This window comes from Natronomonas aquatica, assembly GCF_024449025.1.
In the GTDB taxonomy this organism is placed as follows: Archaea; Halobacteriota; Halobacteria; order Halobacteriales; family Haloarculaceae; genus Natronomonas; species Natronomonas aquatica.
Map to the genome: position 1 here is coordinate 145,930 of NZ_JAHLKM010000001.1, position 12,247 is coordinate 158,176.

General features: G+C 67.3%; 15 protein-coding genes and 1 tRNA gene. 6 read left to right on the forward strand and 10 right to left on the reverse strand.

Annotated features, from left to right (window positions below; all coding sequences use genetic code 11):
- Positions 1-42: 42 nt before the first annotated feature.
- On the reverse strand, positions 43-1,308 hold the full coding sequence (locus KM295_RS00840) for an eIF2B alpha/beta/delta subunit family protein (protein ID WP_256027962.1): 1,266 nt from the start codon (positions 1,306-1,308) through the stop codon (positions 43-45).
- Between the two features lie 110 nt (positions 1,309-1,418).
- Between KM295_RS00840 and KM295_RS00845 the strand changes: the two genes are divergently transcribed.
- A complete protein-coding gene (locus KM295_RS00845) occupies positions 1,419-2,171 on the forward strand; it encodes a coenzyme F420-0:L-glutamate ligase (RefSeq protein WP_256027968.1) in 753 nt (250 codons plus the stop codon).
- Positions 2,168-3,157, forward strand: a complete 990-nt coding sequence (locus KM295_RS00850) for a 5,10-methylenetetrahydromethanopterin reductase (RefSeq protein WP_256027969.1) — start codon at positions 2,168-2,170, stop codon at positions 3,155-3,157. Before KM295_RS00845 ends, KM295_RS00850 begins: the two co-directional genes overlap by 4 nt.
- Here the strand turns inward: KM295_RS00850 and KM295_RS00855 are convergent.
- Positions 3,111-3,332: a DUF8024 family protein gene (locus tag KM295_RS00855; RefSeq protein ID WP_256027970.1), complete on the reverse strand. Its 222-nt coding sequence runs from the start codon at positions 3,330-3,332 to the stop codon at positions 3,111-3,113. The two genes, KM295_RS00850 and KM295_RS00855, sit on opposite strands and share 47 nt — an antisense overlap.
- An 86-nt stretch (positions 3,333-3,418) precedes the next feature.
- Between KM295_RS00855 and KM295_RS00860 the strand changes: the two genes are divergently transcribed.
- Positions 3,419-3,733, forward strand: a complete 315-nt coding sequence (locus KM295_RS00860; RefSeq protein WP_256027971.1) for a DUF7573 domain-containing protein — start codon at positions 3,419-3,421, stop codon at positions 3,731-3,733.
- Here the strand turns inward: KM295_RS00860 and KM295_RS00865 are convergent, their stop codons facing one another.
- Together KM295_RS00865 and KM295_RS00870 are read right to left on the reverse strand one after the other, a co-directional pair.
- Positions 3,734-4,468, reverse strand: coding sequence for a hypothetical protein (locus tag KM295_RS00865; protein WP_256027972.1), 735 nt, complete (start codon positions 4,466-4,468; stop codon positions 3,734-3,736).
- Positions 4,461-5,816, reverse strand: a complete 1,356-nt coding sequence (locus tag KM295_RS00870) for a protein kinase domain-containing protein (RefSeq protein ID WP_256027973.1) — start codon at positions 5,814-5,816, stop codon at positions 4,461-4,463. Before KM295_RS00870 ends, KM295_RS00865 begins: the two co-directional genes overlap by 8 nt.
- A 167-nt stretch (positions 5,817-5,983) precedes the next feature.
- Here KM295_RS00870 and hisG point away from each other — a divergent pair, with 167 nt between their 5' ends.
- A complete protein-coding gene (gene hisG, locus KM295_RS00875) occupies positions 5,984-6,829 on the forward strand; it encodes an ATP phosphoribosyltransferase (protein ID WP_256027974.1) in 846 nt (281 codons plus the stop codon).
- 28 nt (positions 6,830-6,857) lie between these two features.
- Here the strand turns inward: hisG and KM295_RS00880 are convergent, their stop codons facing one another.
- The 3 genes from KM295_RS00880 to KM295_RS00890 all read right to left on the reverse strand — a co-directional run bounded on the left by KM295_RS00880 (position 6,858) and on the right by KM295_RS00890 (position 9,217).
- Positions 6,858-7,784 carry a peptidyl-alpha-hydroxyglycine alpha-amidating lyase family protein gene (locus KM295_RS00880; RefSeq protein ID WP_256027975.1) on the reverse strand — a complete coding sequence of 309 codons (927 nt, stop codon included), beginning with the start codon at positions 7,782-7,784 and terminating at the stop codon, positions 6,858-6,860.
- Between the two features lie 82 nt (positions 7,785-7,866).
- Complete coding sequence (locus tag KM295_RS00885; protein ID WP_256027976.1) at positions 7,867-8,934, reverse strand: DNA-methyltransferase; 1,068 nt, start codon at positions 8,932-8,934, stop codon at positions 7,867-7,869.
- A 179-nt stretch (positions 8,935-9,113) separates the two neighbouring features.
- Positions 9,114-9,217: transfer RNA gene (locus KM295_RS00890), tRNA-Arg, on the reverse strand.
- 107 nt (positions 9,218-9,324) lie between these two features.
- On the opposite strand from KM295_RS00890, the gene KM295_RS00895 reads away from it, so the two are divergent.
- Together KM295_RS00895 and KM295_RS00900 are read left to right on the forward strand one after the other, a co-directional pair.
- Complete coding sequence (locus KM295_RS00895; protein WP_256027977.1) at positions 9,325-9,858, forward strand: AAA family ATPase; 534 nt, start codon at positions 9,325-9,327, stop codon at positions 9,856-9,858.
- A complete protein-coding gene (locus tag KM295_RS00900; RefSeq protein WP_256027978.1) occupies positions 9,855-10,259 on the forward strand; it encodes an RNA-binding domain-containing protein in 405 nt (134 codons plus the stop codon). Before KM295_RS00895 ends, KM295_RS00900 begins: the two co-directional genes overlap by 4 nt.
- 9 nt (positions 10,260-10,268) lie before the next feature.
- On the opposite strand, the gene KM295_RS00905 is transcribed toward KM295_RS00900, so the two are convergent.
- The 3 genes from KM295_RS00905 to KM295_RS00915 all read right to left on the reverse strand — a co-directional run bounded on the left by KM295_RS00905 (position 10,269) and on the right by KM295_RS00915 (position 12,161).
- The gene (locus KM295_RS00905) at positions 10,269-10,442 is read right to left on the reverse strand and encodes a hypothetical protein (protein ID WP_256027979.1); all 174 of its coding nucleotides are present in this window, start codon (positions 10,440-10,442) and stop codon (positions 10,269-10,271) included.
- A 223-nt stretch (positions 10,443-10,665) separates the two neighbouring features.
- The gene (locus KM295_RS00910) at positions 10,666-10,872 is read right to left on the reverse strand and encodes a hypothetical protein (RefSeq protein ID WP_256027980.1); all 207 of its coding nucleotides are present in this window, start codon (positions 10,870-10,872) and stop codon (positions 10,666-10,668) included.
- Between the two features lie 206 nt (positions 10,873-11,078).
- Positions 11,079-12,161 carry a THUMP domain-containing class I SAM-dependent RNA methyltransferase gene (locus KM295_RS00915; RefSeq protein WP_256027981.1) on the reverse strand — a complete coding sequence of 361 codons (1,083 nt, stop codon included), beginning with the start codon at positions 12,159-12,161 and terminating at the stop codon, positions 11,079-11,081.
- Positions 12,162-12,247: the final 86 nt, after the last annotated feature.

Genomic DNA, 12,247 nt, shown 5'->3' on the forward strand with positions numbered 1-12,247 from the left:
TGAATGGGGTGCGTGAGCGAACCGACCGCGTCTGTGGGGGGATCACCCGTCCCACCGGCGGTACAACGCGTGTTCCCGCGCGATCGGCCCGATCTCGTCGGGCCCGTAGACGCCGTCCTCGGTGACGATACCCGAGACGGCCGGCGGCGGCACGCGTTCGAAGGTGGGATTGTAGACGGCGAGGTCGGCCTCGCCCCCGTAGACTGCCGCCGCCGGCCCGAACTCGGGGTCGAACTCCGTCCCCGGAACGATCTTGTCCCGCGAGCAGACGGCATAGCAGTCGATTCCGGCCGCCGTCCCGGCCCGCATCGCGGTCCGGGAGCCGACCTTGTTGATCACGCTCCCGTCCTCGAGGACGGTATCGGCGCCCACGAGGACGGTATCGACGGTTCCGTCGGCGAGGAGACCCTCGATCGCGGCGTCGACCAGGAGGGTCACGTCGGTTCCGGTTTCGTTTCCGGTCTCAGTTTCGGTTTCGGCCTCTGTCTCGGCCAGTCGCTCGGCGATCCCGACCCCCTCGCGGGCGGGGCGCGATTCCGCGACGAACACCGCATCGGGGCCCGCGGCTTCCAGCGCCGACCGAACCGTCCCCGATCGCGACAGCGTGAACACCCGATCGCCCAGGCGGGAAGCGGCGCGTTCGGCCGCCGCCTCGTCAGCACGGACCGCCGCCGCACACGCTTTCATCGCCCGATCGCGGACCGACCCCGGGTCCGAGTCGGCCTCCGCCATGACGCGGTCGATCCGGGTCCGGACGACGCCCATGCTCGGACGGGCACGGCACAACTCGCGGGCGGTCGTGGCGACCGAATCGTAGCCCTCGCCGGTCGCCGCCGCGGCGGCCGCCCGGTCCCGGAGCGTCTCGAGTGCCCGAAGCGAAACGTAGCTGGCCCCGTGATCGGTGTCCTCACGGACCGTCGGGATCGACGGCGCGACCGCGAGGTACGCCTCCCACAGCCCCGGAGCCGTCTCCCGGTCGAGCAGCGCTGGCGGCTGTACCCACGCGTGGGCCGCGAACGAACCGTCCGAAAAAAGCGACAACTCGCGGGTATCACACTCGAAGAGGTACGGCCGGATCGTCCGGTCGGCCGAGCCAGCGGTGGTCCCGACGTCGATCGGATCGGCGCTCCGGACGAGCGTGGCGGCGTCGGTATCATCAAGCGCCGAGACCGGCCGCCGCCGATCGCGTCCGTCGGCAGTGGATCGGACCGAAACGGCATCCCACCGTACCGGCGGCGCGTCCTCGTGACGGACGATGGGAACCTCCGTCCCGTGTCGGAAGAACCCGACGGCGATCTCGCCGTTCATAGCGGAGGCTCGGCTCGCGGGGGTTTATATTCCGGGTCGGGAAGGCCGGCAGCTCGGAGGTGTCTCCGGTACCGGGTTCCTTTTTGTTCGTCCTCCCCCTCTATTGCGGTATGGAGACCTTCGCTATCGAGGGATTGCCGGAGATCCGGGGCGGCGACGATCTGGCCGATCTCGTCGACGCCCGGGCCGAGTTCGAGGACGGCGACGTGCTCTGTCTCGCGAGCACCGTCGTCTCGAAGGCCGAGGACCGGAAGGCCGATCTCTCGGCGTTCCCGGCCTCAGAGCGGGCGGAATCGATCGCCGGCCGCCTCGAAGCGGTGACCGGCGAACCGAAGGACCCCCGCTTCGCGCAGGCGGTCCTCGAGGAGAGCGAGGAACTGCTCACCGAAGTCCCGTTTCTCCTCGCGGTGACGCGGTTCGGCCACGTGACGGTCAACGCCGGGATCGACCGCTCGAACGTGCCCGGCGCCGAGTTACTCCTGTTGCCGGAGGACCCGTCCGCCTCGGCCGACCGTCTCGCGGCGGCCCTCGGCGTGCCGGTCGTGGTGACCGACACCTCCGGGCGGCCGTTCCGGTACGGCCAACGCGGTGTCGCGGTCGGCTGGGCGGGGCTGCCGGCGGCCCGCGATTGGCGCGGCGAGACGGATCGGGACGGCCGGGAACTCGACGTCACTGTCCAGGCGGTCGTCGACGAACTCGCCGCGGCGGCGAACCTCCTTACGGGCGAGGGCGGCGACGGCACGCCCGCGGCCGTCGTCCGCGGTTTCGAGTTCGGCGACCACGCCGGAAGCGACGACCTGTTCCGACGCGAGAAGGACGACATCGTTCGCGAGGCGCTCCGCGAGTGGGAGTTCGGAGCATGATCGGGATCGAACTCACCCCCGAACATCCGGTCGACCGCATCGGCGAACTCGGTGCGGCCGCCGAAGCCAACGGCTTCGATACGGTGTTTAGCTCCTCGCATTACAACAACCGCGACCCCTTCATCGCGCTGGATCGAGTCGCCGGGCGGACCGACGACGTCCGGCTCGGACCGGGCGTGGCCAACCCCTACGAGACCCATCCGGTGACGCTCGCCTCCCGGGTCGCCTCCCTCGACGAGGCGTCGGGGGGGCGGGCGGTCTTCGGGATCGGCGCCGGCGATCCATCCACGCTGGAGAACCTCGGCGTCGAACACGACCGGCCGCTCCGGCGGGTACTCGAGTCGTTCAAAGTCGCCGAAGATCTCTTCGCCGGCCAGCGGGTCGATCACGACGGCACCTTCCGGGCGACCGACGCGGGGCTGAACTTCGAGCCCCCGAGCGAACGGATCCCGATCTACGTCGGCGCACAGGGGCCACACATGATCCGGATGGCCGCCAAACACGCCGACGGCGTGCTATTGAACGGCTCACATCCGAAGGACTTCGCGTGGGCGGCCGAACAGGTCGAGGCCGGACTCCAGGAACGCCCCGAGGAACGCGGGGCGTTCGACTTCGCCGCCTACGCCTCGGTCTCGGTCGCGACCGACGGCGAGGCAGCCCGCGAGGCAGCCCGCCCGCCGGTCGCGTTCATCGCCGCCGGGGCGGCCCCGCCGGTGTTGGATCGCCACGGGATCGACGGGGAGCTGGCAGGGACGATCGGCGATCACATCTCCGCGGGCGACTTCGAGGCCGCCTTCGGGGCGGTCACCGAGGAGATGATCGACGCCTTCTGTATCGCCGGCGAACCGGCGACGATCGAAAGCCGGATCGACGCGGTACTGGAGTACGCCGACAGCTTCGTCGTCGGCTCGCCGCTGGGGCCGGATCTCGATGCGGCGGTCAGACTGGCTGGTTCGGTTCTTCCGAGCCGGCGAGACCGCGCCTGATCGCCGTGACGATCGCCCCGAGCGTGACGATCCCGAAGACGCCGGCCGAGAAGCCGACGAGGATCGCGCCGCTGAGCAGCATGGCCGCCACGAGCGGATCGACGCTGGCGATCTCGAGGAACTGTTCGATTGCACCGACGGTGTTCTCCCGTAATCCCGTCTGAATATCAACCATACCGAGTGTTGGCGGGCGCACCTACTTGTGTGTATCCGTCTCGCACGACGGAACGGTTGAAGTAGCCGCACACAGTAGACGGCAGTATGCGCGAGACCTCGCTCGATGACTTTCTCGGCGGGTCGGGCGACGAAGGAGATGCGCCGACAACGGGCGAGGACGACGGAGACAGTGAAGCGACAACGGACACCGAAAGCGGGTCGAGCCACCGCGAAGACGGAGCCGACGGGGCGAACGATCCGAGCGGGGAAGAGACGACGGCCGAGCGATCCCCCGAGTCTGCGACGGCGACCTACGCGTGGACGTCCGTGGGGGCCACCTGTGCGGGGTGCGGGACGACGGTCGAGCGTCGCTGGCAAGACGACGGGCGGCTCGTCTGTGCCGACTGCAAGGAATGGTGATTACACCGCCGCCTCGACGTTAGCCCTGAGCCGGAGCGCGAGCGTAATCAGAAACGCCGCCGACATGACGAGAAAAACGGTGACCGCGCCGGCCACGAGCGTCGGCGGCAGCCCGACGAGCGCCCCGCCGTCGAGCGCGCCCGCCGCGCCGAGACACGTCAACACGGCGATAAACCGAACGAGCAGGCTGTCGACGACGGTGCCGCCGGCCATCGCCTCGGCCCGCGTTCCGGCGGCAAACGAGATCCCGTAGGCCGCGAAGGCGACGCTCGCGACGGCCTGGATAGCCTGGACGGCGACTGTCAGCCCGATCGAGATGACCACCACGAACTCGACGAAGACGATCCCCATAAACGCGGCTTCGAGTAGCCGCGCCCGACCGTGGGAGAGCAGCGTTGCGTTCGAATCGGCGTCCCGGTAGGGGAGCCGGTAGTAGAGCTCCCGCATCGAAAGCGAGAGCAGGATGATGAAAAACAGCTGAGAGACCTGCCGGAGTCCCGTGAGCGCGGCGTCCGAAAGGAGGGTCGACCCGAGCAGTTCGTACCCGCCGAAGACGGCATAGACCATCCCGATCCCCATCGCGACGACGACGTATCGCCAGATCTCGACCGAGAGCGTGCCGCGTCGGTCGTTCAACGCGGCGTAGACCGTGGTGACACCGCAGGCAACAAAGAGGACGACGAAGGCGAGAAACCGCGCGAGAACGCCCGACCCGACGACCGTCGGCTCAGCCATCGGCGTCCTCCGTCGCGGATCTGAACGCCGTCATCATTTCCTCGACGGTCTGGAAGCGTTCCGGCTTTCGGTCGGCGAGACAGCGGCGGAGGAAGCTCTCGATCTCGGGGAACCGCCGGTCGATGGCGGCCGGAATCGAGAGTCCGTCCTCGGAGTCCGAGTCGGGTCCGAACGGCGGCTCTCCGACCAGTGCCTCGTAGGCGACGATCCCGAACCCGTAGACGTCCGTAACGCCGTCGACGACGCCGGGGGATCCGTGATCGACGTGTTCCGGGGCGAGATAGCGCGCCGACACCGACTCGAGCGGCGCGGTCTTCCGGAGCAGGCTCACGTATCCCCAGTCGGTCACGCGGGGAAGACGCCACGCGTTGGGCTCGGTGAAGATCGAACTCCGGACGATCGATCCGGGTGTCAGGCCGCCGTGGATCACGCCGCGTCGGTGCGCGAAACAGAGCGATTCCGCGACGTTCGAGAGCGTCCAGACCGCGGCATCGGGCCGTCCGTTCCGGCCGAGTGTCGCGACACCGTTGACGTCCTCGTAGGCCGTCACGACCCACGGCACGGGATCGGTCCCCCAGTCGACGACCGGGAGGATCGACTCGTGGTCGTCGATCGATTGCCACATCCGGATCCGCCGATCGAACGTCGATTCGAAGTCGCCTTCCTCGGGCGGTCTGAACCGTTTGAAAATACCTGGTGCAGTACCGCCGTCGGGTGTCCGGTAGCTGACTTTGAAACTCTCTACGGCTTCATCGCGATAGATCGTCCCGACGGGCGTATACTGATCGTAGTCGTAGTCGACCGTCGAAGGGGCGACCGGCCGTTCGGTCGGCGGCCGTCGTCGATCCGGCTCGGAGCCGGTATCGTAGACCTCGGTCCGCCTGCCGCCGCCGATCCATCCCCACTCGTCGCTCTCGGGTCGGCCCATCGCGTCCCCGTCAGCCTTCTCGTCGTCCGTCGGTGTCCGCACGACCGTTCGCTCGGCGAGTTCACCCCAGAGGGCCGCCCGGCACCGCCGTGCCGTCTCTTCGTCCATCGATCGGAGTTCGCGCTCGATCCTCTCCGGGTCCGCATCCGCGATGTAGGCGAGCGCCCGCGTCACCTCGGACCCGATCTCCGTGTCGTCGAGTCGGTCTACTATTTTTGAGACGTACGAGAGCGCCCGGCCGGGCGTGTCGGTCGCGACAATACCAAACACCCACGCCGCGCCGATCCGGACACGTTTCGCGTCGCTCTCGAGGAGTTCGAGCGTTCGATCGAGGTCGCGATCCGGGAGCGTCCCCGGATCGTCGAGCGCCGCCGAGAGGATGCGGTTCGCATCCCGGCGATCGGCGTTTTCGATGTTCATTCTCGTTCCGGCTTGCCGGTGGGTCCCGTCCGGATACGGCGGATAGGCAGGCCGTTTTGAATACGGTTGTGGTGGATTCGAGTGCCGAACCGGAGTCCCGAGCGGAAAGCCCCGCCGGGACGGCATGGACCCGACAACGAAAAGACCCGCCCGCCCCAACTCCGGGTATGCGAATCGCCGTACCCAACAAGGGGCGTCTCCACGACCCGGCGCTGGAACTCCTCGAACGCGCCGGGCTCCACGTACAGGGCGAGGCCGAGCGGAAGCTCTATGCCGACACCGTCGACCCGGAGGTCTCGATCCTCTTTGCCCGGGCGGCGGACATCCCCGAGTACGTCTCCGACGGGGCGGCGGCGCTCGGTATCACCGGCCTCGATCAGGTCAGAGAGTCCGAGTCCGACCTCGTCGATCTCCTCGATCTCGAGTTCGGGGCCTGCCGGCTCGTCCTCGCCTCGCCCGAGGACGGCGGCGTGGGATCGCCGGAGGAACTCTCCGATGGCACCGTCGCCACGGAGTTCCCGACGATTACCCACGAGTACTTCGAGACCGTCGGCGTCACGCCCGATATCGTCGAAGTCTCGGGTGCGACGGAACTGACGCCACACGTCGACATCGCCGACGCGATCGTCGACATCACCTCGACAGGGACGACGCTCCGGATGAACCGCCTTTCGGTCGTCGACGAGGTGCTCGAGTCGTCGGTCCGGCTCTTCGCCGATCCGGAACTCGCCGACGACCCCAAACTGACACAGATCAAGACAGCGCTGCGGTCGGTGCTCGACGCCGACGGCAAGCGGTACCTGATGATGAACGTTCCGGCGGACTCGCTCGAAGAGTTGAAAACGGAGATCCCGGGGATGGGCGGCCCGACGGTGATGGACGTCGCCGACGGCGAGACGGTCGCCGTCCACGTCGTCGTCGACGAGCGGGAGGTATTCGAGGTGATCCCGGACCTGAAGGCGGCAGGAGCAAGCGACATCCTCGTGACCGAAATCGAGCGGCTGATACCCTGAACCCGGATCGGTCCTGCCGAGGAACGGATCAGACCCGCCGGAATTTCTGGAGAGTTCGCACGCCGCGGTCGATGCCCGTGTAGGCGTACGACGTTTCGCCGACATAGAGGTCACCAACCGAGTCGACGGCGACAGCGTGGGGCGCGACGAAAAGCGGATCCTCGGGGTCGGCCTCGTTTCCCCACCGTGCCAGGAGATCTCCGTCGGTCGTGAACACGCTGACCCGTCTGCAGAGTTCGGCGACGTAGACCGTTTCCCCGTCGATGGCCACGTCGGTCGGGCGGATCAGGTCGGTCCACTCCCCGAGGAAGCGGCCGTCGGGATCGAAGCGCTGGATCCGGGAGTTCTCCCGGTCGGTCACCCAGATCCGGCCCGCATCGTCGTGGTGGATCGAATGCGGGAGCCGGAACTCGCCCGGGCCGGCGCCCGGGGCGCCCCACGATCGGCGCAGTTCGCCGTCGGGGCCGAAGACGTGGACGGAGGCGTTACCGTAGCCGTCGGAGACGAATATCTCCCCGGAGTCGGGCACCGTCACACCGGTCGGTCCGTTGAACGGGCCGGCCGCCCGGTCGATCGAGGCGATCCGCTCGAAGACGTCGTCGCTGTGGCGGTGGCCCGTCTCCGAGGGGTCGTTCTCCGTGCCGAGCGTCAGGCGGTGGTCCCCGTCGGGGGTGAACGTCCGGACGGTGTGGTTGCCGTCGTCCGTACAGTAGACCTCGCCCTCGGGGCCGATCCCCATCCCGTGGGGTCGACCCGAAAAGCACCCCTCGCCCCATGAGTCCAGAAACCGCCCCGCGGCGTCGAACTTCAGCACCGGGCGCTCGCTCCGGTTCAACACGAGGATGTCGTCTTCGTCGATACAGACTCGACCGACGTCGACGAACGAATCCACGTCGGGTAACTCGGCCCACTCGTCGAGGAGTTCGTAGACGTGATCGTCGTTACCGTAGCGCATGGGAGAGGCTCCGTCGGGGACCGACTTAACCCTATGCGGCCGTCCGATGGGGGTGGATATCGGCCGACGCCGCCACGTCGTCCTATGGCGTGTCAGCCCGGATACCGGCCTCCTCGAGGGGGTCATAGGAGACGCTGTATCCCCCCTCGGTTTCCCGAACCGCCGAAGCGGTGTAGAATCGGATCGCCGTCTCCTGTTTCGTGGTGACAGGGACGTCGTAGTTGTCCGCCTCGTATTCGAAGGTCTCACCCGCCGAGCGCCGTGTTTCGACGAACGCGCTGTGGTCCTCCAGCCGCCGTTTTGCGATCCGCCGGGAGTATTCGGGGACCTCGTCGACAGTTTCCTCGAACCGCCGGAGGAACGCCTCGTCGAGTTCGTATCCGACGGAGTTGCGGCCGGCGACCATCGCCGCGAGCGAGGTCGTCCCCGTCCCCCAGAACGGATCGAGGACCGTATCGCCGTAGACGGAGTACATGTTGATGAGCCGGTAGGGGATCTCGAAGGGGTAGGCCGCGGATCGGTCCCGCAGTTCGCCGTCCCCGAGCGTCTGTATCTCGCCCCTTACGTCCGTCCAGAGGTCGGAGAACCATCGGTTCCGCTCCTCCCAGAAGTACGCCGACTCGTAGCGGCGCTCGGCGTTCGGCTCGAAGCGCCGGCTCTGTTTGCCGTTGCGGAAGACGAGGAGGTACTCGTGTTCCAGCGTCGCGTAGGCGTTCGGCGGGAGCATTCCCGACCCCATGAACTTCGCCCCCGAATTGACGGGCTTTCGCCACAGGATCTCCGGCAGGGGCTCGAACCCCAGTCCCTCGAAGGCGTCGACGGTCCGGGAGTGGTTCTGGAAGACGCGGAAACTGCCGTCGACCGTCCGGGTCGCATCGCCGACGTTGATACACGCGATCCCGCCGTCGACGAGCACGCGGCTGACTTCCGCCCAGACCGTCCCGAGTTCCTCGTGCATCCGATCGAAGGCGGCCCGCCCCTCGCCCGCCTCGAGGGACTCGCCGATCGCGGGATCGAGATCCGAAAAGAGCTCGTCCCACATCTCGATCATCGGATACGGCGGCGAGGTGACGACCAACTCGACGGAGTCGTCCTCGAGTTCCGAGAGCGACCGCGAATCCCCCGTCACGACGCGGTGGGTGGTTTCCATCGAGTGTCGATAGCGGATAGCGGTCCCTTAACGTTTCGTCAGCGTCGGTTGGCGGGACTCCCTCGCTGAATTAGGTGGGAGTCTCACCGGAGGAAGACGGTCGGCCTCGCTTCGCTCGGCCGCTGCGACTTCCAGGGTTCGAATCCGGTGCCGTTACTGCTCACTTCGCCCGCAGATAACGGGCACGGTGGGATTCGAACCCACGGCCATCGGATGTCTCCCCACACCGGAACACCGGCGCGGTTAGAAGTCCGACGCTCTGTCCGAGCTGAGCTACGTGCCCTCAAGTCCCGATACTCGCGGGGCGTTCAAAAGCGATACGGGTTGGCCCGACAGGACCGAACCGCACAACAAAGGCTTCAAACGCACGCTCGTCCTACCGGAATGCGAATGCGAGTCATCGGAACTGTCGGACTGGCGGGCAGCGGGAAAGGCGAGTTCGCGGCTGTCGCCGAGCGACAGGGGGTGCCCGTCGTGACGATGGGGGACGTGATCCGCGCCGAGTGTCGCGAGCGCGGGCTCGATCCCGCCGGGCACCACGGCGAGGTCGCCTCTACGCTCCGCGAGGAGAACGGCCCGACGGCGATCGCCGAGGCGTCGCTTCCCCACATCGAGGCGGCACTGGAGGAACACGATACCGTCGTCGTCGACGGGATCCGTTCGGATACGGAGGTCGACATCTTCGAGGAGCACTTCGGGGAGGATTTCGACCTCGTGGGTATCGAGGCGCCCTTCGAGGTGCGCAAAGAGCGGATCACCGAGCGGGGCCGCGACGACACGGAGGACGGCGAGGGCCTGGCCGCCCGCGACGAACGCGAGTTGGGGTTCGGCCTCGGTGAGGCGTTGGGTCGGGCCGACGTGACGATCGAGAACACCGACTCGCTGGAACGGTTCCGCGAGCGCGTCAGGGAGGTCCTGGGATGATCTACAGCGTCGACGTCGAGATCACCGCGCCCGTCAAGCCGACCGAAGTGACCGATCGGGTCGCCGACGCGATCGGGAACCTCTTTCCGGAGGCCGAAACCGAGTCACACCCGGGCGAACTGCTGGCGAGAACGCACTCGATGGAGCACTTCTCCGAGCGGCTCCACGAGCAGGCGATCCTCGAGGCCGCCCGCGGGGCCTTCTTTTCGAACCGCGAGGGCGAGACGTTCAGCTTCGATCTCAAGAAACAGGCGGCCTTCGAGGGGAGAGTCAACTTCGCGGTCGGCGACGGGAGCGAACTCGGCGATCTACACGTCCGGGTGACGGTCGAAGAGCCGGACATCGAGGCGTTTATCGACCACATCGCGCCGCCGACCGAAGGGGGCCGGCCGATCGAGTAGCCGACCCGCCTAGCGCTTCCAGACGTAGACGATGAGGGCGACTATCCCGCCGAGCAGCGTCAGGAGCGTCAGTATGCCGACACCCAGCCCCCACAGCAGGGCGTTGTCCTTGCCGCGTTTCTCCGCGTCGGTATACACCCAATAGGCCATCGCCGCTGCGATGACGAGGACGAAAAGTCCCATCGTGAAGAACCGGGGGCCACCGACGCCTATAGCCTGTAGAACCATCATTATTCCCGAGGTTGAATGTGACACTGGATAACGTCTCACTATGGTTGATCAGGCGATTAATCAGCCAGTGACGACAGCGGGGGGTTCCGGTCGCGGGGTTCAGCGGCCGGCTCTTCGGGCGTCTCCCGCATCACCGGAAAGCGAATCGGACTCTCGGCGGAACGAACACCGACCGCTACTCGCAGTAGGCGTTCTCCCTGTCGGTGAGGTTCCTGAGCCGCTTGCGACACGTCGGCTCGAACTGTCGCTGGGTGCGGGCAGACGGCATCCGGGGCGTCTCGTCGGGGGCCGCCCACGGGTCCGGATCGCCGCGGGCTTCGATCTCCGTCGTGGGGCTGATTGTCGGCTGCGATTCGGTCGTCGTCTTGGGGTTCGTGCTCATTTCGGTTGGGGTTCGGGAGTAGTCGTCGGCCGTACGTTCGGAAAATAAGTCAGCGTACACGTACGCCGAGCGCGAGCAGTAACCCACGGTCGCAAGCGGTGTCTCGCATGCGGTTCGCTATATTACATGATTGTTAATAAGGATACCGATGTCGGGTCGAGAGCGGGGGTCGAGACGCCACGCCGCCGGCGGACCAGTCCCATCGCTCACGGCTCGTAGACGACGATCGTGGCCTCGAGTCGACCGTACGGGATCTCATAGCGGTCGGTCGGTTCGAAAGACAGCAGTTCCGGGGCGGTCGTGAGCGCGACGAACCGGTCGACGCTCCCCGCCGGGAGCCGCTCGCAGAACGCGGTATAGAGGGCCCGAAGGTCCTCGCTGACGCGGATCCCGAACGGGAGGTTGGTGACGACGCAGTCGGCGTCGATCGACGCTTCACGGGCATCGGCGGCGACGACATCGATCGCCTCCGAGAGACCGGCGGCCTCACAGTTCTCGCGTGCACACCGCCGCCACTTCTCGCGGCGGTCCCGGGCCTCGATATCGAGAGACGCCGGCTCGGGGACGTGTTCGTCCCGGAGTGCCCGAAACCGCTCGCCGTCGTAGTCCGGCAACGCCTCGAACATCGGATCGAGATCGGGCCGTGGGATGCGGTCGGCCCCGGCCAGTGCGGCCTCGATCGGGATCGTCGCCGACCCGGCCATCGGATCGACGAGCCGGTCGCCGGCGTCGTACCCGGCGATCTGTAACATTGCGTACGCGATCGTGCTCCGGAGCGGCGCGTCGTGCTCACAGATCCGGTAGGGCCGTTTGTGCAGCGAATCGCCGGTCAGATCGACCGCGAGGGTAAAACGGTCGTCGTAGAGGTACGCCTCCAGCCGGACGGTCGGATCGTCGAGATCGACCGGGAGCCGCGTCCCGGTCGCCTCCCGATACGTGTCGATGACCGCCTGTCCGACCCGGTCGGCGACGTCCATGCTGGTGAGCTCGTGGGTTCCGTGTCGGGTCCCGACGACGCCGAAATCGGCCTCCGGCAGCCGTTCGGCGATAGCCGCCCCGGCGGTCAGCCGGTATACGTCCTCGAGGCCGTCGATCGAACCGTCGGCTAACACCGCCATGACCCGATGGAGGCTCCGGGCCCGGTAGTGGAGCGCGTACACGTCCTCCCGGTTACCCTCGAACTCGACGACCCCGCGGTGGTGGACCGAGGCGTCGGCGCCGACAAGCTCGGCCAGTTCCTCGGCCGCGATCGCCTCCAGCCCGCCGTTCGTCGTCGCGAGCAGTCTCACGGCAGTCGTAGCGACCGCCCGGTGAAAAGCGTCGCGCCGGGTCGCAGGAGAGACGGTCGAACCGTTACGGAAGTCTATCACGAACG